General features: G+C 69.1%; 26 protein-coding genes and 1 tRNA gene. 19 read left to right on the top strand and 8 right to left on the bottom strand.

What is annotated here, in order from left to right:
• Positions 1-75 precede the first annotated feature (75 nt).
• The 9 genes from AC1C2S_RS14655 to AC1C2S_RS14695 all read left to right on the top strand — a co-directional run bounded on the left by AC1C2S_RS14655 (position 76) and on the right by AC1C2S_RS14695 (position 9,616).
• Positions 76-1,002, top strand: coding sequence for a hypothetical protein (locus AC1C2S_RS14655; protein ID WP_495353347.1), 927 nt, complete (start codon positions 76-78; stop codon positions 1,000-1,002).
• A 226-nt stretch (positions 1,003-1,228) separates the two neighbouring features.
• Complete coding sequence (gene eno / locus AC1C2S_RS14660) at positions 1,229-2,509, top strand: phosphopyruvate hydratase (RefSeq protein WP_495353348.1); 1,281 nt, start codon at positions 1,229-1,231, stop codon at positions 2,507-2,509.
• Positions 2,510-2,588: 79 nt separating this feature from the next.
• A complete protein-coding gene (locus tag AC1C2S_RS14665; RefSeq protein WP_495353349.1) occupies positions 2,589-3,290 on the top strand; it encodes an FtsB family cell division protein in 702 nt (233 codons plus the stop codon).
• A complete protein-coding gene (locus AC1C2S_RS14670; protein ID WP_495353350.1) occupies positions 3,287-3,862 on the top strand; it encodes a DUF501 domain-containing protein in 576 nt (191 codons plus the stop codon). The genes AC1C2S_RS14665 and AC1C2S_RS14670 overlap by 4 nt, the downstream gene beginning before the upstream one ends.
• Before the next feature lie 62 nt (positions 3,863-3,924).
• Complete coding sequence (locus tag AC1C2S_RS14675) at positions 3,925-5,205, top strand: S8 family serine peptidase (protein ID WP_495353351.1); 1,281 nt, start codon at positions 3,925-3,927, stop codon at positions 5,203-5,205.
• A gap of 49 nt (positions 5,206-5,254) precedes the next feature.
• Complete coding sequence (locus AC1C2S_RS14680; RefSeq protein ID WP_495353352.1) at positions 5,255-6,661, top strand: NAD(P)/FAD-dependent oxidoreductase; 1,407 nt, start codon at positions 5,255-5,257, stop codon at positions 6,659-6,661.
• Positions 6,662-6,712: 51 nt separating this feature from the next.
• Positions 6,713-6,786: transfer RNA gene (locus AC1C2S_RS14685), tRNA-Leu, on the top strand.
• A 114-nt stretch (positions 6,787-6,900) separates the two neighbouring features.
• Positions 6,901-8,226 carry a non-hydrolyzing UDP-N-acetylglucosamine 2-epimerase gene (gene wecB, locus AC1C2S_RS14690; RefSeq protein ID WP_495353353.1) on the top strand — a complete coding sequence of 442 codons (1,326 nt, stop codon included), beginning with the start codon at positions 6,901-6,903 and terminating at the stop codon, positions 8,224-8,226.
• Complete coding sequence (locus AC1C2S_RS14695; protein ID WP_495353354.1) at positions 8,186-9,616, top strand: glycosyltransferase; 1,431 nt, start codon at positions 8,186-8,188, stop codon at positions 9,614-9,616. Before wecB ends, AC1C2S_RS14695 begins: the two co-directional genes overlap by 41 nt.
• Before the next feature lie 6 nt (positions 9,617-9,622).
• On the opposite strand, the gene AC1C2S_RS14700 is transcribed toward AC1C2S_RS14695, so the two are convergent.
• Positions 9,623-10,549 (bottom strand): Ppx/GppA phosphatase family protein, encoded by a 927-nt coding sequence (locus AC1C2S_RS14700; RefSeq protein ID WP_495353355.1) that lies wholly within the window; start codon positions 10,547-10,549, stop codon positions 9,623-9,625.
• 84 nt (positions 10,550-10,633) lie between these two features.
• On the opposite strand from AC1C2S_RS14700, the gene AC1C2S_RS14705 reads away from it, so the two are divergent.
• Genes AC1C2S_RS14705 through AC1C2S_RS14720 form a run of 4 tightly spaced genes read left to right on the top strand, consistent with a single transcriptional unit; the run spans position 10,634 to position 15,135 of the window.
• Positions 10,634-11,230 (top strand): TetR/AcrR family transcriptional regulator, encoded by a 597-nt coding sequence (locus tag AC1C2S_RS14705; RefSeq protein WP_495353356.1) that lies wholly within the window; start codon positions 10,634-10,636, stop codon positions 11,228-11,230.
• A complete protein-coding gene (locus tag AC1C2S_RS14710; RefSeq protein WP_495353357.1) occupies positions 11,227-12,516 on the top strand; it encodes an MFS transporter in 1,290 nt (429 codons plus the stop codon). Before AC1C2S_RS14705 ends, AC1C2S_RS14710 begins: the two co-directional genes overlap by 4 nt.
• On the top strand, positions 12,516-13,763 hold the full coding sequence (locus AC1C2S_RS14715; RefSeq protein WP_495353358.1) for an alanine racemase: 1,248 nt from the start codon (positions 12,516-12,518) through the stop codon (positions 13,761-13,763). Before AC1C2S_RS14710 ends, AC1C2S_RS14715 begins: the two co-directional genes overlap by 1 nt.
• A 58-nt stretch (positions 13,764-13,821) precedes the next feature.
• Positions 13,822-15,135: a D-arabinono-1,4-lactone oxidase gene (locus tag AC1C2S_RS14720; protein WP_495353359.1), complete on the top strand. Its 1,314-nt coding sequence runs from the start codon at positions 13,822-13,824 to the stop codon at positions 15,133-15,135.
• Positions 15,136-15,159: 24 nt separating this feature from the next.
• Here the strand turns inward: AC1C2S_RS14720 and AC1C2S_RS14725 are convergent, their stop codons facing one another.
• From AC1C2S_RS14725 to AC1C2S_RS14735, 3 genes are read right to left on the bottom strand one after another with little or no spacing between them, the layout of a single operon-like run.
• On the bottom strand, positions 15,160-15,894 hold the full coding sequence (locus tag AC1C2S_RS14725; protein WP_495353360.1) for an ABC transporter permease: 735 nt from the start codon (positions 15,892-15,894) through the stop codon (positions 15,160-15,162).
• Positions 15,891-16,676 carry an ABC transporter ATP-binding protein gene (locus AC1C2S_RS14730; protein WP_495353361.1) on the bottom strand — a complete coding sequence of 262 codons (786 nt, stop codon included), beginning with the start codon at positions 16,674-16,676 and terminating at the stop codon, positions 15,891-15,893. The genes AC1C2S_RS14725 and AC1C2S_RS14730 overlap by 4 nt, the downstream gene beginning before the upstream one ends.
• A complete protein-coding gene (locus AC1C2S_RS14735) occupies positions 16,666-17,328 on the bottom strand; it encodes a TetR/AcrR family transcriptional regulator (protein WP_495353362.1) in 663 nt (220 codons plus the stop codon). The genes AC1C2S_RS14730 and AC1C2S_RS14735 overlap by 11 nt, the downstream gene beginning before the upstream one ends.
• A gap of 129 nt (positions 17,329-17,457) precedes the next feature.
• Here AC1C2S_RS14735 and AC1C2S_RS14740 point away from each other — a divergent pair, with 129 nt between their 5' ends.
• Both AC1C2S_RS14740 and AC1C2S_RS14745 read left to right on the top strand, forming a co-directional pair.
• Positions 17,458-18,024 (top strand): LemA family protein, encoded by a 567-nt coding sequence (locus AC1C2S_RS14740; RefSeq protein ID WP_495353363.1) that lies wholly within the window; start codon positions 17,458-17,460, stop codon positions 18,022-18,024.
• Between the two features lie 94 nt (positions 18,025-18,118).
• Positions 18,119-18,994, top strand: a complete 876-nt coding sequence (locus AC1C2S_RS14745) for a M48 family metalloprotease (RefSeq protein WP_495353364.1) — start codon at positions 18,119-18,121, stop codon at positions 18,992-18,994.
• 27 nt (positions 18,995-19,021) lie between these two features.
• Here the strand turns inward: AC1C2S_RS14745 and AC1C2S_RS14750 are convergent, their stop codons facing one another.
• A complete protein-coding gene (locus AC1C2S_RS14750; RefSeq protein ID WP_495353365.1) occupies positions 19,022-20,230 on the bottom strand; it encodes a winged helix-turn-helix domain-containing protein in 1,209 nt (402 codons plus the stop codon).
• 203 nt (positions 20,231-20,433) lie between these two features.
• Here AC1C2S_RS14750 and AC1C2S_RS14755 point away from each other — a divergent pair, with 203 nt between their 5' ends.
• Together AC1C2S_RS14755 and ilvA are read left to right on the top strand one after the other, a co-directional pair.
• Positions 20,434-21,564, top strand: coding sequence for an AI-2E family transporter (locus AC1C2S_RS14755; protein ID WP_495353366.1), 1,131 nt, complete (start codon positions 20,434-20,436; stop codon positions 21,562-21,564).
• Complete coding sequence (ilvA, locus tag AC1C2S_RS14760) at positions 21,561-22,808, top strand: threonine ammonia-lyase (RefSeq protein ID WP_495353367.1); 1,248 nt, start codon at positions 21,561-21,563, stop codon at positions 22,806-22,808. The genes AC1C2S_RS14755 and ilvA overlap by 4 nt, the downstream gene beginning before the upstream one ends.
• A gap of 44 nt (positions 22,809-22,852) precedes the next feature.
• Here the strand turns inward: ilvA and greA are convergent, their stop codons facing one another.
• Both greA and AC1C2S_RS14770 read right to left on the bottom strand, forming a co-directional pair.
• The gene (gene greA, locus AC1C2S_RS14765; RefSeq protein ID WP_495354400.1) at positions 22,853-23,344 is read right to left on the bottom strand and encodes a transcription elongation factor GreA; all 492 of its coding nucleotides are present in this window, start codon (positions 23,342-23,344) and stop codon (positions 22,853-22,855) included.
• 106 nt (positions 23,345-23,450) lie between these two features.
• Entirely contained in the window at positions 23,451-23,861 is a 411-nt protein-coding gene (locus AC1C2S_RS14770) for a DUF4307 domain-containing protein (RefSeq protein ID WP_495353368.1), read from the bottom strand.
• Between the two features lie 90 nt (positions 23,862-23,951).
• Between AC1C2S_RS14770 and AC1C2S_RS14775 the strand changes: the two genes are divergently transcribed.
• Positions 23,952-24,281, top strand: coding sequence for a hypothetical protein (locus tag AC1C2S_RS14775; RefSeq protein ID WP_495353369.1), 330 nt, complete (start codon positions 23,952-23,954; stop codon positions 24,279-24,281).
• Positions 24,282-24,313: 32 nt separating this feature from the next.
• Here the strand turns inward: AC1C2S_RS14775 and trhA are convergent, their stop codons facing one another.
• Positions 24,314-25,117 carry a PAQR family membrane homeostasis protein TrhA gene (gene trhA, locus AC1C2S_RS14780; RefSeq protein WP_495353370.1) on the bottom strand — a complete coding sequence of 268 codons (804 nt, stop codon included), beginning with the start codon at positions 25,115-25,117 and terminating at the stop codon, positions 24,314-24,316.
• Between the two features lie 73 nt (positions 25,118-25,190).
• Here trhA and AC1C2S_RS14785 point away from each other — a divergent pair, with 73 nt between their 5' ends.
• Positions 25,191-25,976, top strand: coding sequence for an isoprenyl transferase (locus AC1C2S_RS14785; RefSeq protein ID WP_495353371.1), 786 nt, complete (start codon positions 25,191-25,193; stop codon positions 25,974-25,976).
• Positions 25,977-26,035 lie beyond the last annotated feature (59 nt).

Raw genomic sequence — 26,035 nt, forward strand, 5'->3', positions numbered from 1 at the left:
ACGTTTCGACGCGCTCTGAGACGGGCCTGTGGAGAGTGAACGACCCGAATCCGGGCGTAGGGGCAGAGTCGGTGTGTGCGGAATCGATCAACTCTGCCCGGCTACCTCACCGGCATGGCGTTCCACGTGCGCGACGTGGCGTTGCACGAATCGACACGGAGCCGGCTTCGCGCGAGTGACGTGCAGCGGCCGTTCACGGCCGTGCGGTCGGTCGGTCTCGACCTCGATTCGGTGCTCGATCGCTGCCGTGCCTACGAGCCCTTGCTGCGCCCGGGCGAGGCATTCAGTCACGAGACTGCTGCGCTGCTGTTCGGTGCGCCCTTGCCGGCGGCGGGCCCGCTGCTCCACGTGATCTCGCCTCCCGGGCTCGTGCGGGCGCGCGGCCGTGGTGTGGCCGGGCACTCGAGTGATGCACCGAGTCCCGCGGTGCTGCGCCATGCACTCCCGGTCGTGGACCCTGCGCTCGTGTGGTGTCAGCTCGCGGCAACGCTCGATCGCACCGACCTCGTCGCCGTCGGCGATGCGCTCGTCACCGGAGCCCGTACGCGAAGCGGGCGAGCTCCGGCGCTCACGAGCAGGGAAGAGCTTGCGCGTGCCGCGGAGCGTTGGGCGGGGCGCCGAGGTGCCCGCAACCTCACGTGGGCGCTCCAGAGGGTCAGGGTCGGAGCCGAGTCGCGACCCGAATCGCTCACTCGGCTCGTGCTCGTCGAACTTGGCTTCCCCGAGCCGGTGCCGAACGACCCGACGCCGATGGCAGACGGAACCGTGCTGCATCCGGATCTGAAGTGGGAGCGCTGGCGGATCGTCTTCGAGTACGAGGGCGACGGTCATCGTGCGAATCGTGCGATCTGGCAGCGGGACATCCGTCGGAAGCGCGATTTCGAGGCCGCGGGCTGGACCGTGATCCGCGTGACCTCAGATGATCTCTTCGTCGATCAGGCGGCGTTCATCGGGCGAGTCCGAGCGCTGATCGCGCTCGCCGAGGCTCGCGTCGCCCGTTGAGTGCCGAGGGCGACCTCACCGAGAGGTCGCAGATGGCGACCACCTGCGCGCAGAAGTCGCCATCTGCGACGTTTCGCGTCGGGCGGCGAGCGGATGCCACGTGGCGCAGGTCATCCGGCCGAGACCCTGCGGCGGCGTGGTCGCCGGTCGCGAGCGTAACTAGACTGGCTGGCGGATCACGACGGAGTCGTCCGCTGCACACCCACCCATCACAGAGGAGTTCACTGTGGCAATCATCGAAGCTGTAGGCGCACGCGAGATTCTCGACTCGCGCGGCAACCCGACCGTCGAGGTCGAGGTGCTGCTCGACGACGGCTCGCTCGCCCGCGCCGCAGTGCCCTCGGGCGCATCGACGGGCGCCTTCGAGGCGTACGAACTGCGCGACGGCGACAACGACCGTTATCTCGGCAAGGGCGTGCAGAAGGCCGTCGACGCCGTGCTCGACGACCTCGGCCCCGCCATCGAAGACCTCGACGCTGCCGACCAGCGCCTCGTCGACGCCGCCCTCATCGAGGCCGACGGCACCGAGAACAAGAGCCGCCTCGGCGCCAACTCCATCCTCGGCGTCTCCCTCGCCGTCGCGAAGGCCGCAGCCGAATCGGCCGACCTGCCACTCTTCCGCTACCTCGGGGGCCCGAACGCCCACGTGCTGCCCGTGCCGATGATGAACATCATCAACGGTGGCGCGCACGCCGACACCGGTGTCGACATCCAGGAGTTCATGGTGCTGCCGATCGGCGCACCCACTTACTCCGAGGGCCTCCGCTGGGGTGTCGAGACCTACCACGCGCTCAAGGGCCTGCTGAAGGCCAAGGGCCTGTCGACCGGTCTCGGCGACGAGGGCGGTTTCGCCCCCGACTTCGCGCACAACCGTGCTGCACTCGACTTCATCTCCGAGGCGATCGAGAAGGCCGGCTTCACGCTCGGTACCGACATCGCCCTCGGCCTGGATGTCGCGGCGAGCGAGTTCCACGAGAACGGCGTCTACCGCTTCGAGGGCAAGGACCGCACGTCGGCCGAGATGAGCGCGTATTACGCCGAGCTCGCCGCCGCCTACCCACTCGTCTCCATCGAGGATCCGCTCGACGAGTCCGATTGGGACGGCTGGGCGCAGCTCACGACCGAGCTCGGCACGAAGCTGCAGCTCGTCGGTGACGACCTCTTCGTCACCAACCCGAAGCGTCTCGCCGAGGGCATCGCCAAGCACACCGGCAACTCGATCCTCGTCAAGGTGAACCAGATCGGCACCCTCACCGAGACGCTCGACGCCGTCACGCTCGCGCAGCGCTCGGGTTACACCGTCGTCATGTCGCACCGCTCCGGCGAAACCGAAGACACGACGATCGCCGACCTCGCGGTCGCGACCGACTGCGGTCAGATCAAGACGGGCGCGCCGGCCAGGAGCGAGCGGGTCGCCAAGTACAATCAGCTTCTGAGGATCGAAGAGGAGCTCGGTGAGGCCGCGGTGTACGCCGGCCGCACGGCGTTCCCCCGCTACACGGCCTAGAGCAGTTCGCGCGTGACGGGGGCGGCCGCGTGGCCGCCCCCGTCGTCGCGTTGATCCGGGTCGACGACGAGGAGGAGCGATGCGCGACGATACCGGTCGCTCCGGCCGTGCCCCCAGGCGTCCGACGGTTCCGACCCCGAAGCCGGCCCCGACCTCGAAGCCGGCCCCGACCAAGCGGGGGGCAGGCACATCGGCGAAGGCCGCGGGCTCGGCGAAGGCCGCGGGCTCCGCGAAAGCCACCGCACGCAGCCGTCAGGCCGCCCAGGCGACCGGCTCGGTGCGATCGGGATGGCTCAGCGGCATCCGATTCTCAGGTTTCTCCCTCATCATGATGGGAGTGCTCGTGCTCGCCGTGGTGGTGCTCGCGCCGACCATCGGGGCGTATGCACAACAGCGGCAGCAGATCGCAGAGCTCCGCGCCGCCGTCTCCGCACAAGAGGAGGAGGTGGCGCGCCTCCGCGCCGAACGTGAGCGCTGGAACGACGACACGTTCATCGTGACCCAGGCGCGAGAGCGTCTCTATTACGTGATGCCGGGCGAGGTGAGTTACCTCGTCTACGACGACCGGACGGCAGCGGCGAAGGCGGATGCCGCGACCGAAGTCTCCGCCGACGTGACCGAATCGAAGGGCGACTGGATGCGCACCCTGCTCGACTCCGCGCTGACCGCGGGGCTGGCACCCGAGGCCGTGCCGCAGTCGAGCGACCCCGCAGCGACCGACCCCGCGCCGACCGACCCCGCAGCGACGATCGCGACGCCCGCCGCCCAGGAGACCCGATGAGCCGCCCGCCCTTCGAGACGGTGAGCGAGCGCGATGTTCGCATCGTCTCTGCGCAACTCGGCCGCCCTGCGCGCGACGTCGTGGGCATCGCCGCCCGCTGCGTCTGCGGCGCGCCGACCGTGGTCTCGACGGCCCCACGCCTGTCCGACGGCACCCCGTTCCCGACGTTCTACTACCTCTCGCACCCCGTCGCGACCGCGGCGATGTCGTTCCTCGAAGCGGCGCAACTGATGGTCGAGTGCAGTGAGCTCCTCGAGAGCGATCCAGGGGTCGCCGACGCCTACGGGCGGGCGCACGGCGACTACCTCGCCGATCGGGAGTCGATCGCGGTCGTCCCCGAGCTCGCCGGCATCTCCGCGGGCGGCATGCCCACCCGCGTGAAATGCCTGCACGCGCTCGCTGCACATGCGCTCGCAGCGGGGCCGGGCGCCAACCCGATGGGTGACATCGCGCTCGAGCGCTCGAGCTGGTCGCCTGCAGTGTGCCGTTGCCCCGACTACGGAGTCGACGACGCGCCGGTCGAGATCGACGCGCCAGCCGAGGCCGACGCGACCGGGGGTTCGACCGCGTGATCCTCCGTCGTCGCACTCGATCTGCTGAGCGCCCGCCGCCTCCGGCGCGGGGTGCTCGTGGTGTGCTCGGCGCCCGCCGCCGCCCCCTCGCCCTGCTCGCGCGGGCGACTGCCGCGGTCGCGGCGGCGACCCTCCTCGCACTCGCGGGCGCGGCACCGGCGCACGCCGACCTCGTGCGCGACTACGAGTACTGGCTCACCGACTACGGCTTCACGACCGCGTGGAACACGACCCGCGGCAAGGGTGTCACGGTGGCGGTCATCGACACGGGCGTCAACGGCAACGTCGCCGAGCTTCGCGGCGCGGTCACCGACGGCACGGATGTCTCGGGGCTCGGCAGCCCCGACGGGCAGACGCCCGTGGGCGAAGACAACACGCACGGCACCATGGTCGCGGGCCTGCTCGCCGGTCGCGGCACCGGCGAGGGCAACGGCATGATCGGCATCGCGCCCGAGGCATCCCTGTTGACCGTCTCGGTCGCGTTCGGTCAAGACACCGGCGCGGTGAAGTCGAACGACGACCAGATCGCCGAGGCGGTGCGCTGGGCGGTCGACAACGGCGCCGACGTCATCAACATGTCGCTGACCCGCAACACCCGCGACTGGCCCGTGAGCTGGGACGACGCGTTCATGTACGCGTACGACCACGACGTCGTCGTCGTGGCGGCGGCCGGCAATCGAGGCAGCGGAACGAGCGAGGTCGGCGCGCCGGCGACGATCCCGGGCGTACTGACGGTCGCAGGCGTCGACAAGTCGAAGAACGCGAGCCTCGATGCCAGCTCTCAGGGCATCACGATCGCCGTCGCGGCGCCGAGCGAACAGCTCGTCGGTCTGCAACCCGACGGCAGTTACGTGATCTGGGACGGCACGAGCGGTGCGGCGCCCATCGTTTCGGGGCTCGTCGCGCTCATTCGCGCCGAGCATCCCGAGCTCGACGCGGCGAACGTCATCAAACGTCTCATCGCGACGGCCGACCCGAACGGCCAGGCGGTGCCCAGTGCGCTCTACGGTTACGGCCTGATCGACCCCGTTGCCGCCCTCACGGCGAATGTGACGAAGGTCGACGAGAATCCGCTCGGCAGCCTCGCCGACTGGATCACCCTGCATCGCCGCGCCGAGGTGGCGTCTCCCGAGGAGAGCGCTGAAGAAGTGCCGATCGTGCCGATCGCCGATCCGCCGTTACCGAGGTCGGATGGCGCGCAGACGCTGTTGCCCACGCCCTGGACGCTCGCCTACATCACGGTGCCGCTCTCACTGGTCGCAGGGTTTGGTACGCTAGCAGCGCTGTTGGGCATCGGCGCCACTCGGCATACCAGGCGGACTGTCCGCATTCGCGAGCAGTGATCGCACGCAAATCAGCCCGCACGTTCCAAAACTGAGGAGTCCATTCACCGTGCCCAAGATTCTCATCGTCGGCGGTGGCTATGCGGGGTTCTACACGGCGTGGAAGCTCGAGAAGTGGCTGCGTGCCGGCGAGGCCGAGGTGACGATCGTCGACCCGCTGCCCTACATGACGTACCAGCCGTTCCTGCCCGAGGTGGCGGCCGGCTCGATCGAGCCCCGGCACGCCGTCGTCGCACAGCGCCGGCACCTGAAGAAGACGAACGTCGTGACCGCCAAGGTCACCCGTATCGACCACGCGGCCAAGACCGCGACGATCACGCCCGAGTTGGGCGAGCCGTGGCAGTTCGACTACGACGTCGTCGTGGTCACGGGCGGCGCAGTCTCGCGTACCTTCCCGATCCCGGGCATCGCCGACAACGCCATCGGCCTCAAGTCGATCGAAGAGGCGGTCGCCATCCGCGACCGTGTGCTCACGAACTTCGACCTGGCTTCGAACCTGCCCCCGGGCCCCGAGCGCGAGCGGTTGCTCACGTTCGTCGTCGTCGGCGGCGGCTTCGCCGGCATCGAGATCTTCGCCGAGCTCCGTTCCTTCGCGAGCTCACTGCTCGAGTACTACCCGCAGCTCACCTTCGACGAGACGCACTTCCACCTCATCGAGGCCATGGGGCGCATCATGCCCGAGGTCTCCCTGCCGACGAGCCACTGGGTCATCAAGCACCTCGCCCAGCGCGGCGCCGAGATCCACCTCGACACGCAGCTCACGAGCGCCGTCGACGGCGTCATCGAGCTGTCGACCGGTGAGAGCTTCGAGACCGATCTGATCGTCTGGACCGCCGGTGTCATGGCGAACCCTGCCATCGTGCGGTCGAGCGACCTGCCCGTCGAAGAGCGCGGCCGTCTCAAGACCCGCGCCGACCTCCGAATCGGAGACGACGAGGAGTTCGTGGCCGACGCCTGGGCAGCCGGCGACATCGCCGCGGTGCCCGACCTGACCGGTGGGGGCGTCGGCGGCTACTGCGTGCCGAACGCCCAGCACGCGGTGCGTCAGGGCAAGCTCCTCGCGAAGAATATCGTCGCGGTGCTGCGCGGCGAAGAGCCGAAGCAGTACTTCCACAAGAACCTCGGCGCGGTCGCCGGTCTCGGCATCGGCTCCGGCGTCTTCCAGTCGGGCAAGCTCGCGCTGACGGGCCTCATCGCCTGGTTCGCCCACCGCGGGTACCACGGGCTCGCCATCCCGAGCTGGGAGCGCAAGTTCCGCGTCTTCTGGGGTTGGTGGAACAACTTCTGGCTCGGCCGCGACATCGTCTCGCTCGCTGCGGTGCAACAGCCGCGCGCGCAGTTCGAGCTGTTCGCCGCACGTCCGAAGCCGCCGGCCGTCGAGGCGCCGGTCCCGGCTGCGGATGCAGCCGCGAAGGTGAGCAAGTCGACCAAGAGAGAGACCGTCGCCGCCAAGTAGCGACGGCTCTGACTATGCTGTGACGCGGCGCCGCCCTTCGGGTGGCGCCGCGCTCCCGTAGCCCAATCGGCAGAGGCAGGCGACTTAAAATCGCCTCAGTCTGGGTTCGAGTCCCAGCGGGAGCACCGTACGCTCCTCCATTCCCGTGCGATTCGGACCCCGCTTGGCATGCCGAGGAGCGCGGCGGATCGGATCGCCCGACTCTGGCACCTGTCGCGCCACATGGATACGGTGGGCGCATGGAGAACGCCGTGCAGGGACCGCTCGTCGTCGTCTTCGTCGTCGGCACGCGGCCGGAGGCGATCAAGATGCTGCCTGTCATCCGGGCGTTCCGCGACAGCAGCCGCTTCGCCTCGTTCGTCGTCTCGACGGGTCAGCACGCCGAGCTCGTCGAGAATGTGCTCGCCCTGGGCGGCGTCGAGGCAGATGTGACGTTCGATGTCGCAGCCCCCGGCCGCAGCCTCAACCAGCTCTTCGCCGACGTGCTCGGCGGCATGAGCCGTGTCTTCGAGAGATTCGGGCCGACTCGGGAGACGAACTACGGTGCGCCACCCGATGGGTTTCCGGTGGCATGCTTCGTGCACGGCGACACGTCGAGTGCGGCAGCGGCGGCGCTCGCGGCGTTCCACACCCGGGTGCCGGTCGTGCACGTCGAGGCCGGGCTGCGCACGGATGACACGCTCTCGCCGTTCCCCGAGGAGCTGAACCGTCAGCTCATCTCGCGCATCGCCGCGCTGCACCTCGCCCCGACCTTCCGCAACGAGCAGAACCTGATCCTCGAGGGGATCGATGAGGGGCGCATCTTCGTGAGCGGCAACACCGCGATCGACACGCTGTTCTTCGCGGCCTCGCTCGACGTGCCCTACGGGGTCGCGGGCCTCGAAGATCTCGAGGACGACGAGACGACGCGCATCGTCGTGGTGACGGCCCACCGACGAGAGAACTGGGGCGATCCGCTCGAGCGCATCGCGGGGGCCGTCGCACACCTCGCGGCGGCGTATCCCGACGTGCGCTTCATCGTGCCGCTCCATCCGAATCCGGCGGTGCAGGAGGTGCTGCGCCGTCACCTGACATCGCATCCGAATGCCTCCTTGGTGGAGTCGATGGGCTATGCGGGGTTCTCGCGACTCCTCGGTCGAGCCGCCTTCGTCATCAGCGACTCGGGTGGCATCCAGGAGGAAGCGCCGGCGCTCGGCAGGCCGGTTCTCGTGCTGCGCGAGACCACGGAGCGGCAGGAGGGCGTGGAAGCGGGCACGGTCGAGCTCGTGGGCTCCGACCCCGATCGCATCATCTCGGCCGCATCCCGGTTGCTCGACGATCCGCGGGAGTACGCTCGGCGCTCGGCTCGGTCGAACCCGTACGGTGACGGCCACGCAGCCGATCGGATTCTCGCGCTCACCGAGCACGTCGTATTCGATGGTCACGCTCCGCAACAGTTCGGCACCGGGATCGACCGCAAGGGCGTGCTGCGCGCGGCGGGGTACCTCGAGGACCCTGCCGACGATCTCGCCGAGCTTCAGCACGATGGTGTGGCCGACGGCCTCGGTGGTGTGGCTGGTGCTTGAGCCGATCGTCTGGGCGGACTTGTTCGCCGGGGTTCCGGTCGTCTTCCAGGTGCTCTTCTGGATCGCGTTGACCTTGACGGTGATCTCCTTCGTCTCCATTTCGGGTCTCGCGATCGCGGGTCACCGGTCTCGGCGAGGGCGCAGACATCCGATTCCGGAGGGCGAGCCGGACGTGGACGACTTCCTCTGGGTCTTCGTGGTGCCAGCGCTCGACGAGGAGGTGACGATCGCCGACAGCGTGGCACGACTCCGCGACGTCGACGCGCAACGCGCGGTCATCCTGGTCGTCAACGACGGGTCGACCGACCGCACCGGAGAGATCCTGCGCGGTATCGACGACCCGCGACTGCGGGTGCTGACCCGCACACCTCCGAACGCTCGGCGCGGCAAGGCGGCCGCCCTCAACGAGGCCTACCATCACATCCGCGACGAGTTGCTGAGCGAGCCCGCGTTCAGCGGAATCGCACACGACCGGGTGATCGTCGGCATCGTCGACGCCGATGGTCGACTCGAGCGCCACGCGCCGAGCCGGGTCGCCTGGCATTTCGTCGACCCCTTCGTGGCCGGAGTGCAGGTGCTCGTGCGCATCTACAACTCGGATCGATTCCTGACCTGGGCGCAGGATGTCGAGTTCTCGTCGTTCGGGTTCGTCTACCAGGCTGGCCGCGCTTCGTGGGGGACGGCGAACATGGGCGGCAACGGCCAGTTCAACCGCTTGTCCGCGCTGACCTCGATCGCGGTGGACGACGGGCCGTGGCGCGATCGACTCACGGAGGACCAGGATCTGGGGGTGCGGCTCCTCCAGGCCGGATGGCGCGGCGCCCAGGAGAACGGCGCTGCGATCGACCAGCAGGGCGTTCCCGCCTTGCGACGCCTCTACCGCCAGCGGGTGCGCTGGGCTCAGGGCGGCTGGCAGGCGCTCGGCCTGATCGGTGGCACCGCTCGCATCGAGCAGGGCCCGATCGCGAGGATCGACGCCGTGCACTACATGCTGACGCCCGTGCTGATCTCCGCCGCCGGGCTCGACTTCTTCGCGACGATCGTGCTGGCCGTCGTGTTGCAGATTCCCATCATCCCGGCGACGTTGACGATCCTCCTGCTGTTCTTCATGCTCGGGTTCGGTCCGGGTTTCATCACGCTCTTCCTCCGTCGTCGCAGCGTTCGCGGGTTCCTGTTCGCGCTCGTCGAGACGGTGCCGTACGCCGCCTACACCTGGATCGTCTTCCCGGTCTTCCTCACAGCACTCGTGCGTCACTGGACGGGGCGAACGAGTTGGGCGAAGACCGCGCGCGAGGCGATCGAGCCCGACCTGCCCGAACCGGTCGACCCCCTCGCGGGTGAACCGACGGGCCCCGCCGGTGTCGCCGGCCCGATCCGCCCCGAAACGTGATCGGTCTCAGCCGAGCCGATCGAGTCGCCGGAGGATGAGCCCTTCGCGGAGCGCCCACGGCGAGACCTCGAGCTCGTTGACGCCGAACGCGCGCATCGTCTCGGAGAGCACGACGGCGCCTGCGACGATCTGGAAGGTTCGGTCGGCGGTGATACCGGGGAGCGCGGGCCGCGCATCAGCGGGAATCTTCGCAAGGCGCGGCGTCCAGTCGTCGAGAGCGCGGCGCGTGAGCACGATCCGATCGGATGACCCGACACCCTCCTCTACCGTGCCCGCGAGCCGCGCGAGCGATCGGATCGTCTTGGATGAGCCCACGACGTGATCGGGTGAGGGCAGTTCGCGGAACGGCGCGATCGCCTCCGCGAGCACGGCGCGGGCGTGCCCCCGGAGGTGGGCGACCTGCTCGGTCGACGGCGGGTCGTCGGGCAGGAACTCGATCGTCGACCGGCCGGCGCCGAGGGGGAGCGAACGCGCGACATCCGGGATCTCGTCGAGTCCCTGCACGAGTTCGAGCGAGCCGCCACCGATGTCGAAGACCAGGATCCGATCCGCGGACCAGCCGTACCAGCGGCGCACGGCGAGGAACGTGAGGTGTGCCTCCTCCTCGCCCGAGAGCACGCTCAGGCGCACGCCGGTCTCCTCGGCGACGCGATCGAGCACCGCCTCGCCGTTCGCGGCCTCTCGGATCGCCGAAGTCGCGAACGCGAGGAGCTCGTCGAGTCCGGCTCGACCGGCCGCGTCGACCGCTGCGCCCACGGCCTCGATGATCGCCCTGACGCCGACCTCGCTGATCGCGCCGTCCGGCTCGAGGTATCGCATGAGCCGAAGCACCGATTTGTTCGATGACGTCGGGACCGGCCGGGCACCGCGATGCGCGTCGACGACGAGGAGGTGCACCGTGTTGGAACCGACGTCGAGCACTCCGAGGCGCATGGTGCGAGCGTAACGGTTTTCATGCATACTGATGCGACTGGGACAGGTGTCCCACTTCGCGTCAATGGTGTCGAGAGGAGTCGCGTGACCCGCATCCCAGCACCGGAGCGCCGCGCCGCTCTCGTCGAAGCGGCCCTGCGGGTCGTGTCGCGCCGTGGCATCGCGCAGGCCACGACCCGAGCCATCGTCGCGGAGGCGGGCATGTCACTCGCGAGCTTCCATTACGCCTTCGACTCGCGCGACGAACTCATCGACGAGCTCATCACCACGGTCGTCGCCCGCGAGCAGGCAGCCGTGTTGCCCGATCAGCTCGAAGGCGACGATCTGCGCGACATGCTCGAGGCCGGGCTGCTGCGGTACTTCGAACACCTCCGCGCCGATCCCGAGCATGAACAGGCGATGCTCGAGCTCACCCAGTACGCGCTGCGCTCGCCCGAGCGGCATCCACTCGCGTTGGCGCAGTACGCGCGGTACACCGAGCTGGCCGCCCGCTCCCTCGACGCGGCCGCCCGGCGGGCCGGCACCGTGTGGCGCGCCCCCGTCGCGCAGGTCGCCCGCGTGCTCGTCGCCTTCACCGACGGGCTCACCCTCACCTGGCTCGTCGACCGAGACGATGCCGCTTCCCGGGCGGTCGCGCACGCGGCCGCCGACGCCCTCTCGAGAATGGCCGAACCCCGATGACGAGCCTCGATGCCGCGCCCTCCGCGCAACCTCCCGTGCCGCCGCCCGCTTCCGCGCTCGGCGAGCCGGTTCGACGGGTTTCGGCCGGATGGATCGCCTCGTTCGCGACGGTCTGGCTCGGCATCTGGATGGCGCAGCTGACGCCCGTGCAGCTGCTGCTGCCCGCCCAGATCGACGCGCAACTGCACCCCGAGAACTGGGTCGACAGCGTCGTCGCGTTCGGCATGATCTCGGGCATCGCCGCGATCGCGACGATCATCGCCTATCCGCTCACCGGCGCGCTCTCCGACCGCACGACGTCGCGGTTCGGGCGCCGCCGCCCCTGGATCGCGATCGGCGCGGTCGTCTTCGCGCTCTCGCTCGTCTCGCTCGGCTTGCAAACGGAGATCTGGGCGATCGGGGCGGCGTGGGTCGCGGCATCCGTCGGCTTCTGCATCATGACCGCCGCCCTCACCGCGACGATCTCCGACCAGGTGCCCGTGAACCAGCGCGGCTTCGTCTCGGGCTGGATGTCGGCGCCGCAGGCGGTCGGCATCATCGTCGGGCTCGTGCTCGTCACCGAGCTCGTGACCGACGCCTCGGTCGGCTACATCCTGCTCGCCGTGATCCTCGTCGTGCTCGCCGTTCCGTTCCTCTTCCGTGCCGATCAGCCGCTCGCGACGGCCGAGCGCGCCCGCGTCACGGCGAAGGGCATCATCGCCGGATTCTGGATCAGCCCGCGGAAGCACCCCGACTTCGGCTGGACCTTGCTCAGCCGGGTGCTCGTCTCGGTCGGCAACGCGCTCGGCACGAGCCTGCTGCTCTATTTCCTGATGTTCCAATTGAACGACGCGCATGCCGAAGACGATCTCATCGTGCTGACGCTCATCTACATGGTGTTCGTGATCGCGGCCTCGCTGCTCCTCGGCAAGCTCTCCGACCGACTCGGCCGTCGCAAGATGTTCGTCTTCTTCGCTTCGGCGTTGCAGGGCGTCGCGGCCCTGCTGCTCGCGCTCTTCCCCGACCTCACCGTCGCGATGGTCGCAGCCGGTCTGCTGGGGCTCGGCTACGGGTGCTTCCTCTCGGTCGATCAGGCGCTCGCGACCCAGGTGCTGCCCGACGCGGCGTCGCGGGGCAAAGACCTGGGCATCATGAACATCGCCTCGGCGGTTCCGCAGGCCGTTGCTCCGATGATCGGTGCCGCCGCGGTGGTCATCTCAGGCTCGTTCATGCTCGTGTTCCTCCTCGGTGCCGCCTTCTCGTTCGCCGGCGCTTTCGCGGTCGCCCGCGTGAGAAGCGTGCGCTGATGGCTCTCGACCTGCGCAAGACCGGCGTGCCGGCGACGGATGCCGCGGAGTGGCTGCGGCCCGAACGATACTGGCCGGCGCTGACCGCCGCGACCGCCCACCTCGACGCCCCCGTCGGGGCACTGCACCTCGGGGCGCTGCGCCACAACGCCCTCGACATGCTGCGCCGGGCGAACGGCACGCCGATCCGGGTGGCTTCGAAGTCGCTGCGCGTGCGCGGGGTCGTCGAGGCGCTCCTCGCGATGCCGGGATACCACGGGGTGCTCGCCTACACGCTCGCCGAGGCCCTCTGGCTCGCCGACACGGTCGACGACATCGTCGTCGGCTACCCGACCGCCGAGCGGGCGAGCATCCGCCGGCTCGCGAGCGACCCCGACTTCGCCGCGCGAGTGACCCTCATGGTCGACTCGCCGGCACAGCTCGACCTCGTCGACGCGGTGCTGCCGCCCGGCAAGCGAGAGCGGATCAGGGTCTGCCTCGAGCTCGACGCCTCGTGGAACGCCCCGTTGCTCGGACATCTCGGCGTGCGCCGCTCGCCCGTGCACTCGCCCGAAGACGCCGCCGCGCTCGCCGCGTACATCGTGAAGCGGCCGGGGTTCGAGCTCGTGGGCATGATGTCGTACGAGGCGCAGATCGCGGGCGTCGTCAACCGGCCGGCCGGCCGCCCCGTCGACGGCGCGGTGAACCGGTGGATGCAATCGAAGTCGATGCCCGAGCTCGTCGAGCGCCGCGCTCGCGCGGTCGCTGCAGTGCGAAAGGTCACCGAGCTCGAGTTCGTGAACGGCGGCGGCACGGGGTCGCTCGAGGTCACGGCGGCGGATGCCTCGGTGACCGAGATCGCCGCCGGCTCCGGCATCTTCGGCGGGCATCTCTTCGACGGCTACCAGCGATTCACTCCGGCGCCGGCCGCCGCGTTCGCACTCGACATCGTGCGCCGGCCGAGCCACGATCACGCGACGATCCTGGGCGGCGGCTGGGTCGCCTCGGGCCCGCCTGCCGCAGACCGGCTGCCGAAGATCGCGTGGCCCGAGGGGCTCGTGATGGAGCCTCGCGAGATGGCGGGCGAAGTGCAGACGCCGGTGAGCGGGCGGGCCGCTCGCGGCCTCTCGGTGGGCGAACGGGTGTGGTTGCGGCACACGAAGTCGGGGGAGCTCGCCGAACACCTGAACGAGTTCGTCGTCGTCGAAGCCGGCGAGGTCGTCGAGACGATCCCGAGCTATCGGGGCGAAGGAAAGGCGTTCCTGTGACGGCGACCGGGGCGACGTGGCCTGTGTTGACGGGTCGGGACGGAAACGAGGCGTTCCTGTGACGGCGACCGGGGCGACGTGGCGCAACTGGGGTCGCACGGAATCGGTGCGGCCCCTACGCGTGGAGCGGCCCGCCACCGCTGGCGCGGTACAACGGGCGGTCACCGCCGCCGCGGCATCCGGTTTGCGCATCAAGGCGGTCGGTGCCGGACACAGCTTCACCGGCATCGCGGTCGCGCCCGGCGTGCAGCTCGACCTCACCGCGCTGTCGGGCGTCGTCGATGCCGATATCGCGACCGGCCGAGTCGCGCTCGGCGCCGGCACCCGACTGCACGAACTGCCGGCGCTTCTCGCCCCGTACGGTCTCGCGATGCCCAACATGGGCGACATCGACCGGCAAACCATCGCCGGTGCGACCTCCACGGGAACGCACGGCACAGGGCTCGGGCTCGGCGGACTCGCGACGCAGATCGTGGCCGCGAAGCTCGTCACGGGCGGCGGCGAACTCCTCACGGTGAGCGAGACCGAGCGACCTGAACTGCTGCCCGCGGTGCGACTCGGGCTCGGCGCGCTCGGCGTGCTCGTCGAGGTCACGCTGCAACTCGTGCCGCGATTCGTGCTGAACGCCGTCGAGAAGCCCGAGCCGCTCGGCGAGGTCCTCGATGGCTGGCAGCAGCGCGTGCGCAGCGCCGATCACTTCGAGTTCTACTGGTTCCCCCACACCGAGGCAGCGCTCACGAAGACGAACACCCGACTGCCGGGCGACGCCCCGCGGCGCCCACTCGGTCGCGTCTCGCGCTGGGTCGACGACGAACTGCTCGCGAACGGAATGTATCGCGGCATCTGCGCGGTCGGCCGCGCGGTGCCCGGTGTCATCCCGACTTTCGCCCGCCAGGTGGAGAAGCTCACGGGCGACCGCGACTTCGCGGACTTCTCGCCGAAGGTGTTCGTGACGAACCGCACCGTGCGCTTCCGCGAGATGGAGTACGCCGTGCCGCTCAACACGGTCCCCGATGCGGTACGTGAGGTGCGCGCACTCATCGAGCGGAAGGACTGGCGCGTCAGCTTCCCGATCGAAGTTCGCGCCGCGGCATCCGATGAGAACTGGCTCTCGACCGCGCACGGCCGTGAGACCGGCTACATCGCCGTGCATCGCTATTTCCGTGAAGACCACTGCGAGTACTTCGCGGGCGTCGAGGCGATCATGCGCGACTTCGGCGGCCGGCCGCACTGGGGCAAGCTGCACACGCAGACAGCCGACTCGCTGCGCGAGGTCTACCCCCGCTTCGACGACTTCGTGCGGGTTCGCGACGAGCTCGACCCCGAGCGCCGCTTCGCGAACCCGTATCTCGACCGGGTGCTCGGCGAGTAGCCGTGCTCGGCGAGTAATCGCCCCCTACGGGGTGCGCCGGCGCAGGGTCACCGAGCCGAGCACGATGGAGCCGACGATCCAGGCGCAGATGACGAGGATCTTCGCCGCGATCCACGCGGCGCTCTCGGAGTCGTCGGCGACCGCTTGCAGCGCGTCGATCGCGAAACTGAGCGGCAGCCACTCGCTGATCACCTCGAGCGCCTCGGGCAGCTGGTCGCGCGGGATGAAGATGCCGCCGAGCAGGATCTGCGGGAACACGAGCACAGGCATGAACTGCACGACCTGGAACTCGGAGCGCGCGAAGGCGCTCGCGAGGAGCCCGAGCGCCGTGCCGAGGAGCGCATCGGCGACGGCGACGGCGAAGAGGAGCCAGATCGACCCTGCGATCTCGAGGCCGCACACCCACACGGCGAAGGAGACGGCGATCGCGGTCTGGAACACCGCGAGCAAACCGAACGCGAGGGCGTAACCGAGGATGAAATCGCCCTTGCCCATCGGCATCGAGAGCAGCCGCTCGAGGGTGCCGCTGCGGCGCTCCCGAAGGGTCGAGATGCTCGTGACGAGGAACATCACGATGAAGGGGAAGAGCGCGATCATCGCGGGGCCGATGTCGGAGAAGACGTCGGTGTCGGTGAAGATCCACGCGACGAGGCCGATGAGCAGGCTCGGCACGATGAGCAGGAGGCCCACGGTGCGCGGGTCGTGGCGGATCTGGGTGAGCACACGGCCGGTGGTCGCGAACGTGCGCGTGAGGTTCATCGCTGCGCCTCCGTCTCGCTCGTCGGCCGCAGGTCGGGCTCACCGCGCTCGATGAGGCGCAGAAAGGCCTGCTCGACATCGTCGGTGCCGGTGACCTCGAGCACGCCGCGCACGGTGTCGTCGGCGAGCAGCCGGCCGTCGCGCATGAGCAGCAGGCGGTCGCATCGCTTGGCCTCGTCCATGACGTGGCTCGAGATCAGCAGGGTGGTGCCGTCATCGGCGAGGCTCCGGAACAGGTCCCACAACTCGACGCGGAGCACGGGGTCGAGGCCGACGGTGGGCTCGTCGAGTACGAGCACCTCGGGTCGGCCGAGGAGCGCCGCCGCCAGTGAAACCCGGCTGCGCTGCCCGCCCGAGAGCGAGCCGACGAGGCGGCCGGCGACGGTGCCGAGGTCGGTGCGTTCGATGACACGGTCGATGTCGGATGCCGGTGCGCCGACGATGCGCCGGAAGTACGCGAGATTCTGGCGCACGGTGAGGTCGTCGTAGACGCTCGCCTGCTGGGTGACGTACCCCATGCGCTTGCGGAGCGGGCGACTGCCCGCCGGCAGCCCCAGCACCTCGATCGTGCCCGACTTCACGATCTGCACGCCGACGAGGGCACGCATGAGCGTGGTCTTGCCGCTGCCGCTCGGGCCGAGGAGGCCGACGATACGGCCGCGGGGGACCGCGAGTGAGAGCCGGTCGAGCACGGTCGCACCGCCCCGGACGATCGTGAGGTTCTCGACGATGACCGCGGCGCCGACGGCGCCGGCTGCCGCGGCATCCGAGCTATTCATCATTTGCTGAATTGTGCGCCGGGCGAACGACGCTGTCAAGCGAGTCGGGACGCCCGGTCAGGTGCCATTGCACCGCTGGCGCGACCCGGCGCACGAGCTCGTCGACGCTGACCGACGCCACCGGCTCGAACTCGAGTACGTACCGCACCATGATCACGCCGACGAGCTGCGAGGCCGCGAGCTCGGCCCGCAGATCGGCGTCGTCGGCATCAGGGAGTGCCGACGCGATTCGCTGCATGATCTCGCGGCGCAGGAACTCGCGCAGCATGCGAGCGACCGGGCCCTGGCCGATCGCGGAACGGAGTGCCGCGACCGCCGCCGGACGCACCGCGCTCGAATCCCAGGCGCCGAGCACCGCGCGCACGAGCCGTTCGCCGAGTTCGTCGATCGGGGCGGCGAGTGCGTCGCGCACCAAGCGGTCGGGGCGCAACGGCACCTCGACGACCTCCGCCACGAGGGCCCGCTTGTCGTCGAAGTAGTGGTGCACGAGCGCCGGATCGACGCCCGCGCGCCGAGCGATCGCCCGCATCGACGCGGCTTCATAGCCGTGCTCGCCGAATTCGGCCGTCGCCGCCTCGAGGATGCGCGCACGGGTGTCGCCTGCCTTCGCGCCACGGGGGCGACCTCTCCGGCGGGGTTCTGCGTGCTCCGTCACAGGCTGAGCCTATGCCCGGAGGCGGCCGTCGAGTTCCTCCGAGTCTCATGGGAAGCGCAGGCCGCTGTGAAGGCCCCTCGGTAGGATGGACGCACAGCAACCAAGCTCAGAGCGCTAGGAGTCCGTGCCATGGAATGGCTCATCCCCGTCATCATCGTCGTTGCGCTCGTGGTGATCATCGGCATCTACCTCTGGGCCACGTACAACTCCCTCGTCACACTGAACGTGCGTGTCGACGAGGCGTGGAGCGACATCACGGTGCAGCTGAAGCGTCGCGCCGACCTGATTCCGAACCTCATCGAGGCGGTGAAGGGCTACGCCGCCCACGAGAAGTCGGTCTTCGAGAACGTCACCCGGGCTCGTGCCGAGACGTTGTCGGCCCAAGGCCCCGGTGAGGCCGGTGCTGCCGAGAACCACATGCAGCAGGCGCTGAAGTCGATCTTCGCGGTCGCCGAAGCGTACCCGCAGCTGCAGGCGAGCCAGAACTTCCTGCAGCTCCAGTCCGAGCTCGTCGACACCGAAGACAAGATCCAAGCTTCGCGCCGGTTCTACAACGGCGGTGTGCGCGAGCTCAACACGAAGATCAAGGTGTTCCCGAACACGCTCTTCGTGCGCAACCTCGGCTTCCACGAGCGTGACTTCTTCGAGGTCACGGAGCCCGCGGCCATCGCAGAGCCGCCGCGCGTTCAGTTTTGATGGACGCCCTGCTGATAGACGCCGTCAGGCGCCCATCGAGGTCGAGTAGCGCCGCGCGGAGCGTGACGCGTATCGAGACCCCGAAGGGTCATTGATGTACCGCGCGATCGCGAAGAACAAACGAAACACCGTCTTCATCGTCTTGTTCTTCCTCGCCATCATCGGTGGGCTGGGGTGGCTCGCGGCCTACATCTACGGCGACATCACGATCGTCATCGTGACGCTCGTCATCGCGTCCGCCTACGCGCTGTTCCAGTACTTCACCGCCGATCGGCAGGCGCTCTCGATGTCGGGCGCGGTCGAGCTGCAGTCCAAGGCCGACCACCCGCGGCTCTGGCGCACCGTCGAGAACCTCTCGATCACCACCGGCACGCCGATGCCTCGGGTCTTCGTCATCTCAGACCCAGCGCCGAACGCATTCGCCACCGGCCGTGACCCCGAGCACGCCGTCGTCGCCGCGACGACCGGCCTGCTCGAGATCATGGACGACGCCGAGCTCGAGGGCGTCATGGCCCACGAGCTCGGGCATGTGCGCAACTACGACATCCGGCTCTCGATGGTCGTGTTCGGTCTCGTCGTCGCCGTCGGTTTCATCTCCGACATGCTCGTGCGCATGGCGTTCTTCGGCCGTGGCAACAACAACGGCAACCCGATCGTCATGATCTTCGGGCTCGTGGCGATGCTCATCGCCCCGCTCGTGGCGAGCCTCGTGCAGCTCGCGGTCTCGCGCCAACGTGAATACCTCGCGGATGCCACGGGCGCGATGACCACCCGGCACCCCGACGCGCTCGCGAGCGCCCTCGAGAAGCTCGAGACCTACGGTCGGCCCATGAAACGGCAGAACTCCTCGATGGCCCACCTCTGGATCGCCGATCCGTTGAAGCCCGGCATCATGGACAAGCTCTTCGCCACCCACCCTCCGATCGCCGAGCGCGTCAAGCGACTCGAGCAGATGGGTGGCGCGTTCTAGCGCCGAGTGCGACCGCGGCGCCGTCGCTCAGGCGATGCGCAACTCCGCCGTCAGCGCGGGGGACAAGTCGCCGCGGCCGGTGACGGCGACGTCCCCGAGCCCCTGCCAGGCGGCAGCCCGTCGCAGCACCGGTACGATGCGCGCCGCAGCGTCATCGGGAGCCCCGGGCTCGCTCCAGGCCGATTGCACTCTGAGCACCCCGGCCTTGCGATCGCTCTTCAGGTCGACGCGACCGACGACCCGATCGTCGATGAGCACCGGGAGCGAGTAGTACCCGAACTTGCGATCGGGTTCGGGAGTGTAGATCTCGATGCGGTAGTGGAAGTCGAAGAGGCGCTCGGTGCGCGGCCGGAACCACACCACGGGGTCGAACGGCGAGAGCACCGCGGCCGTCTCGATTCGACGTGGCCGTTTCGCGTCGCGGTGCAGCCACGCGGGGGTCTGGCGAGCGCCGGTGGTCCAGCCTGGCACCTCCACCGGCAGCAGCACGCCGGCCTCTTCGAGCTCGCCGATCGCCTGCCGCACGGGCACGCGCTTCATGCGCCAGTAGTCGGCGAGGTCGGCTTCTGTAGCGATGCCGAGAGCGGATGCTGCGAGTCTCACGAGCTCGCGCACGGCGTCGGCCTCGATGGGCGCGGTGTCGAGCAAGTGGCTCGGCAGCGCCTGCTCGGGCAGCGCGTAGACACGCTCGAAACGGCGCCGCTCGACGCACACGACTTCGCCGGTGCGGAACATCATCTCGAGCGTGCGCTTGACGTCGGACCAGCCCCACCAGGGGCCGCGTCGTTCGTTGGCGTCGTGCTCGATCTCGCTCGCCCGCATGGGGCCGTTCGCGGCGAGCTCGGCCTTGAGCCATTCGGCCAGTGGGGCGTCTTCGGCGACCCACCCGCCCCAGTCGGTGCCCTTCGTGCGGAAGGCCGTGCGCCGGAACTCGAAGAGCGGCCAGAGCTCGCGCGGGATGTACGCCGCCTGGTGCGCCCAATACTCGACCATGCGGCCGCGACGCCCCGTGGTGATGCGGTCGAGCGCGCCCCGATCGTAGGCTCCGACGCGACTGAACGCCGGCAGGTAGTGGCTGCGCTCGAAGACGTTGACCGAGTCGATCTGCAGCAGGCCGAGTCGATCGATCACCCCGTTGACGGCGCGGGTGCCCGGCGCTTCGAGGAGCGGTCGGGCGAAGCCCTGCGCGGCCAGGGCGATGCGGCGGGCGAGGGCTGGGCTGACGACGTCGACCATGATGATTTCGACGATAGCCGGGACCGCCGACACGCGGGGTTCGGGCGATCGCGAGACATCCGATGCCTCATACCGCTCGGTTCATACGCCGCGCCTAGAATGGAGTTATGACGGAGTCCAGGGGGCGGATACGGGGCCGACTGTCACGGCGCACGACGGACGCTTCGGCGCCGGCGCAGCCGCCGGAGGACGCACCAGATGCAGTGACCGAGTCGATCCCGTTCGGGGTGCGGCTCGCGGCAGGCTGGGCCTGGCGGCTCCTGCTCATCGGCGGTGTGCTCGCGGTCGTCGTCTTCCTGATCATCCAGCTTCGACTCATCGTCATTCCCATCCTCGTCGCGGTGCTCGTCGGAGCCCTGCTCGTGCCGTTCTCAGCCCTCCTGCAGCGGCATCGCTGGCCGAAGTGGCTCGCGGTGACGGCCGCGATGCTCTCGGCGCTCGTGGTGGTCGGTGGGCTGCTGACGCTCGGCATCACGCAGATCGTGCGCGGCTCCGGTGAGCTCGCCGCGCAGTCGCTCGTCGCATGGGACGATTTCCGCGAGTGGCTTCTCGAGGGTCCGATGCACATCACCGAGTCCCAACTGAACGACTGGGTCGATCAGATCATCCAGTCCGTGCAGCAAGACACCGGTGTGCTCGTGAGCGGCGCGCTCTCGGTGACCACCTCGGCCGGTCATTTCCTCGCAGGCATGCTGCTCGCGCTCTTCGCGACGCTCTTCATCCTCATCGACGGCCGCGGCATCTGGAACTGGATCGTCGGGATCTTCCCCCGACGGGCGCGCACCGCCATCGACGATGCCGGCAACGCGGGGTGGATGACACTCCAGAACTTCGTGAAGGTGCAGATCCTCGTCGCCACGATCGATGCGATCGGCATCGGCCTCGGCGCGTTCTTCCTCGGCGTGCCGCTCGCTGTGCCGATCGCGATCCTCGTCTTCCTCGGTTCGTTCATCCCGATCGTGGGTGCGGTGGCGACCGGCGCTCTCGCGGTCTTCGTCGCGCTCGTCTACCTCGGGTTCTGGCCGGCCGTGATCATGCTCGGCATCGTGCTGCTCGTGCAGCAGGTCGAGGGGCACGTGCTGCAGCCGCTCATCATGGGTACGGCCGTGAAGGTGCATCCGCTCGGCGTCGTCCTCGCAGTTGCCGCCGGAGGGTTCCTCGCCGGCATCCCGGGCGCACTGTTCGCCGTGCCCGTGGCTGCCGTGCTCAATGTCATGGTCCTCTCCGTCGCGAGTGGCGCATGGAAAGACGATGCGACTCCGCCCGGTGCGCCGGGGCGCGCACCGCTCTGGCGCACCGTGCCGCGACGTCCCGGGTACAAGCGAGGAGAATGAACGAGTTGAAGACTGCGATTCCCGGGCCGAGCCTCGACGATTTCGAGCACGCGCGGGGCGTGGTCTCCGCCATCGCGAGGGTGACTCCGATGGAGTCGTCCCGGTTCCTCGCCGAGCTGCTGGGTGTTCCCGTTCACCTCAAGTGCGAGAACCTGCAGCGCACGGGCTCCTACAAGCTCCGTGGCGCCTACCACCGCATCTCGGCACTGACCGAGTCCGAACGGGCGCGGGGCGTCGTCGCGGCTTCGGCCGGCAACCACGCGCAGGGCGTCGCGTTCGCCGCGCGTGAGCTCGGCATCCGCGCGACGATCTTCATGCCGGTCGGCGTGGCGTTGCCGAAGCTCGAGGCGACCCGCGCGTACGGCGCAGAGGTCGTGCTTCGCGGCGACTCGGTCGGCGAGACGCTCGAAGCCGCGGCCGCCTTCGCGAACGAGACGGGCGCGGTCATCATCCCGCCGTTCGATCACCCCGACGTGATCGCCGGCCAGGGCACCCTCGGTCTCGAAATCCTCGACCAGGCACCGGATGTCGCGACCATCGTCGTGCCGATCGGCGGCGGCGGTCTCGCCGCGGGCATCGCGAGCGCGGTCAAGCAACGCGCCGCCGAACTCGGGCGCACGATCCGAGTGGTCGGGGTGCAGGCCGAGAACGCGGCGCCGTACGTCGCATCCCTCGCCGCCGGGTCGCCGCAACACGTGCCGGTGGTGCCGACGATCGCCGACGGCATCGCCGTCTATCGGCCCGGAGAGCTGAACTTCGAGATCATCCGCGAGGCCATCGACGAGGTCGTGACCGTCACCGAAGACGACATCGCCCGGGCGCTGCTCGTGCTGCTCGAGCGCGCGAAGCTCGTGGTCGAGCCGGCCGGCGCGGTCTCGGTCGCCGCGATCATGACCGGACAGATCTCCTCCGACGGCCCCGTCGTCGCGCTGCTCTCGGGCGGCAACATCGACCCACTGCTCATGCAACGGGTGATCGCGCACGGGCTCGCGGCATCCGACCGCTATCTCACGCTCGGAATCGGGCTGCCCGACCGCCCGGGGCAGCTCGCGCACATCGCAGAGCTGCTTGCGGAAGCCAACGCCAACGTGATCGAGGTGCTGCACACCAGGCACGGCTCTGGCCTGCAGATCTCGGAGGTCGAGCTGAAGCTCTCGGTCGAGACTCGCGGCCCCGATCATCGTGCCCAGGTCGTCGCCGTGCTGCGTCGTGCCGGATACGAACCGGTCATCTACAACGAGTAGCCGCCCTGCAGCGTGGAGCCGCCGCTCGAGCGCGGTAGCTCGCCCTACTGGCCGCCCCAGGTCGCGACGCCCGTGACCTCGACCGGGATCTCGCGCCCGTTGGGTGCGGTGTAGCTGGTCTTCGCGCCGACCTTCAGGCCGAGGATCGCGGCGCCGAGAGGGCTCTGCGTGCTCCACACGTCGAGCTCGGAGTCACCGGCGATCTCACGGCTGCCGATGAGGAACGTCTCTTCGTCGCCCGCGATGATCGCGGTGATGACGGTGCCCGCCTCGACGACCCCCGTGGACACGGGCGCGTCGGCGACCTCTGCGGTGCGCAGCAGCTCTTTCAGCTGTCGGATGCGGGCCTCTTGCTTGCCCTGCTCGTCTTTGGCGGCATGGTAGCCGCCGTTCTCCTTGAGATCGCCCTCTTCGCGCGCGGACTCGATTCGCTTCGCGATCTCTTCACGGCCGTGGGTGGAGAGGTGCTCGAGCTCCGCCGCGAGGCGGTCGTAGGCCTCCTGGGTGAGCCAGGTGACGGTGGCGTCTTGCGCCATGATGCACACTCCCGTGTTCTTCACGCTTCGCGTTCTTCACGCTGTATACGTTCTTCATGCTGTAGAGACGTGACGCCCCGACGAATGCCGGGGCGAATGTCCCATGTTAGGTGAGCCAGCAGCGGTAAATCAAACCCGTGTTCGCCTCCTGCGCGACCCGCACCGTCTCGGTGAGGCTGCGGATATGCCGTGTCGAGGCCGGCACCTCGATGACTTTCCAGCCGACGACGGTGAAGTCTTCATTCAGAGCCTGCACGATGCAGGCACTGTCGTTGCCGGCCGGTACGGAGAGGTTCCAGCTGACTTCGACCGCGCGCTCCTCGTTGATGAGGCGGTGACCGGTGTCGGTGACCTCGATCTGCGGTTTCTGGCCATCGAGACCGGCCCAGACGACCCATGCGACGAGCACGATCGCGACGGCAACCGCACCGGCGACCAGCAGGAGTCGATCACGGGTGCGATGCGAGCGGGTGCGCCCGTAGCGCGCGGCGAGCGCGTCGTTCTCGAGCTCTGCCACCGCACGGCTCCTTCGATCTCGATCGTCTAGTCTTGTACCCAAGCTTAACCCGCCCGGTGGAGCCGTAGCTCGCCCGTGAAAGAGAGTCCGATGCTCGTCCTGCCCACGCTGATCCTCTCGGCAGAAGACGAGGAGTTCGACCCGAATACCGTCACACCGGGCATCTGGGGGTTCGTGCTCACGTTCCTCGTCATGCTGGTCGTGGTGCTCCTCGTCGTCGACATGGTGCGACGCATCCGCAGGGTCAACTATCGAGCCGAGGTGCGCGAGCAGCTCGAGGCGGAACGTCTCGAGGCGGAACGGCTCGAATCAGGGGAGCACGACGCCGAGATGGGCGAGGCCGACGGCCAGGCGACGGATGCCTCGGGTGAGACGCCGAACGACACGAACGACGGCCCCGACGGGGCATCCGCTCGCTGACAAGTCTCTCGCGGTCGGCAGCGCCCCTCGGTTCAGCCGAGATGGTACGCCGGTGCCATGGCGATGAGCAGCGTCGCGGTCCAGTGGCACATGAACGCGAGCACCGTGCAGGCGTGGAAGATCTCGTGGAAGCCGAAGACGCCCGGCCACGGATTCGGCTTCTTCAGCGCGTAGACGATCGCGCCGGCCGTGTACAGCACGCCGCCGACGATGACGAGCACCATCATCGCGGCGTTCACCGCGAGTAGGTCGCCGAGGTACATGACGGCCGCCCAGCCGAGCAGGAGATAGAGCGGCACGTAGAGCCAGCGCGGTGCGGTGATCCAGAACACCCGGAAGCCGATGCCGACGAGCGCGCCGGCCCAGACGAGGCCGAGCAGTAGCCAGCCCTTGTCGGGCGGCAACGCGAGGATCGCGAGCGGTGTATACGTGCCGGCGATCAGCAGGAAGATGTTCGCGTGGTCGATGCGCTTCAGCGCGAGCTTGGTCTTCGGATTCCAGTCGAAGCGGTGGTACAGCGCGGAGTTGCCGAAGAGCAGCATCGAGGTGAGCACGAACACCGCCGACGCCCATTTCGCCGGGGCGCCTTCGGCGAGCACGATGAGCACGACGCCGGCCACGACGGTGACGGGGAACGTGACGGCATGGATCCAGCCCCGCCACGTCGGCTTCACCTCGCCGGTCTGGGCGAGTGAGTCGTCGAGCAGGGGGATGTTCGGCAGGTCGGGGCCGTGCGCCTCGCGGGCCACCGCGGTGTCGCCCACATCCTCCGCCGCGACCGGGCGGGAGAGCTCTTCCGCTGGATCGTGTGCTGCGCGGCGGCGCTTCGAGGGCATGCAGACAGCGTATCCGCCTTCGTCGCGCGTCCGTCTGCGAGTGGCGGATGCGCCGGAGCGGTAGCGTAGTGCCGTGCAGACGAGCGATGAGCCCCTCGGTCGCGGCATCCTCTACCGCCTCTACCAGAACCGGCTCCGCCGCGGACTGGACCCGGCGGCGATGCCGCGCCATGTCGCGATGATCATCGACGGCAACCGCCGCTGGGCGAAGCAGCTCGGCTACGACACGGCGGCGCACGGCCACCGGGCCGGCGCGGCGAAGATGCGCGAGTTCCTCGAGTGGTGCGACGACGCCGGCATCTCGACCGTCACCCTCTACCTGCTCTCGAGCGACAACCTCGGCAACCGGCCGAGCGCCGAACTCGCCGACCTCATCGAGATCATCGCCGAACTCGCCGAAGAACTCTCGCACTATCGCGACTGGCGGGTGCAGCACGTCGGCTCGGATGCCGGGCTGCCCGAGCCCCTCATCGCGGCCCTCGATGCCGCGGAGCATCGCACGGCCGACAAGGGCGGCCTGCACGTGAACCTCGCGGTCGGCTACGGCGGGCGCAAGGAGATCACCGATGCGATGCGTTCGATCGTCGCCGCCCACCACGCCGAAGGCCGGAGCCTCGAAGACCTCGCCGAACGACTGACCCCCGACCTCATCGGCCAGCACCTCTACACGGGCGGCCAGCCCGACCCCGACCTCGTCATCCGCACCTCGGGGGAGCAACGGCTCAGCGACTTCATGCTCTGGCAGGCCGCGCACAGCGAGTTCTATTTCGTCGAGGCGCTCGGACCCGACCTCCGCAAGGTCGATTTCCTGCGGGCGCTGCGCGACTACGCGAAGCGTCATCGTCGCTTCGGAGGGTGACCGGCGTCGCTTCGGAGGGTGACCGGCGTCACCTCGGTCTGAAAGACTGTGCTGGCTGG

Source organism: Agromyces sp. Y782 (assembly GCF_059445405.1).

Bases quoted from the DNA above. Each gene is read 5' to 3' on its own strand.
- AC1C2S_RS14665 (WP_495353349.1), top strand. From the start codon at position 2,589: ATGCGCGACGATACCGGTCGCTCCGGCCGTGCCCCCAGGCGTCCGACG.
- AC1C2S_RS14670 (WP_495353350.1), top strand. From the start codon at position 3,287: ATGAGCCGCCCGCCCTTCGAGACGGTGAGCGAGCGCGATGTTCGCATC.
- wecB (WP_495353353.1), top strand. From the start codon at position 6,901: ATGGAGAACGCCGTGCAGGGACCGCTCGTCGTCGTCTTCGTCGTCGGC.
- AC1C2S_RS14695 (WP_495353354.1), top strand. From the start codon at position 8,186: ATGGTGTGGCCGACGGCCTCGGTGGTGTGGCTGGTGCTTGAGCCGATC.
- AC1C2S_RS14700 (WP_495353355.1), bottom strand. From the start codon at position 10,549: ATGCGCCTCGGAGTGCTCGACGTCGGTTCCAACACGGTGCACCTCCTC.
- AC1C2S_RS14710 (WP_495353357.1), top strand. From the start codon at position 11,227: ATGACGAGCCTCGATGCCGCGCCCTCCGCGCAACCTCCCGTGCCGCCG.
- AC1C2S_RS14715 (WP_495353358.1), top strand. From the start codon at position 12,516: ATGGCTCTCGACCTGCGCAAGACCGGCGTGCCGGCGACGGATGCCGCG.
- AC1C2S_RS14725 (WP_495353360.1), bottom strand. From the start codon at position 15,894: ATGAACCTCACGCGCACGTTCGCGACCACCGGCCGTGTGCTCACCCAG.
- AC1C2S_RS14730 (WP_495353361.1), bottom strand. From the start codon at position 16,676: ATGATGAATAGCTCGGATGCCGCGGCAGCCGGCGCCGTCGGCGCCGCG.
- AC1C2S_RS14740 (WP_495353363.1), top strand. From the start codon at position 17,458: ATGGAATGGCTCATCCCCGTCATCATCGTCGTTGCGCTCGTGGTGATC.
- AC1C2S_RS14745 (WP_495353364.1), top strand. From the start codon at position 18,119: ATGTACCGCGCGATCGCGAAGAACAAACGAAACACCGTCTTCATCGTC.
- AC1C2S_RS14750 (WP_495353365.1), bottom strand. From the start codon at position 20,230: ATGGTCGACGTCGTCAGCCCAGCCCTCGCCCGCCGCATCGCCCTGGCC.
- ilvA (WP_495353367.1), top strand. From the start codon at position 21,561: ATGAACGAGTTGAAGACTGCGATTCCCGGGCCGAGCCTCGACGATTTC.
- greA (WP_495354400.1), bottom strand. From the start codon at position 23,344: ATGGCGCAAGACGCCACCGTCACCTGGCTCACCCAGGAGGCCTACGAC.
- AC1C2S_RS14775 (WP_495353369.1), top strand. From the start codon at position 23,952: ATGCTCGTCCTGCCCACGCTGATCCTCTCGGCAGAAGACGAGGAGTTC.
- trhA (WP_495353370.1), bottom strand. From the start codon at position 25,117: ATGCCCTCGAAGCGCCGCCGCGCAGCACACGATCCAGCGGAAGAGCTC.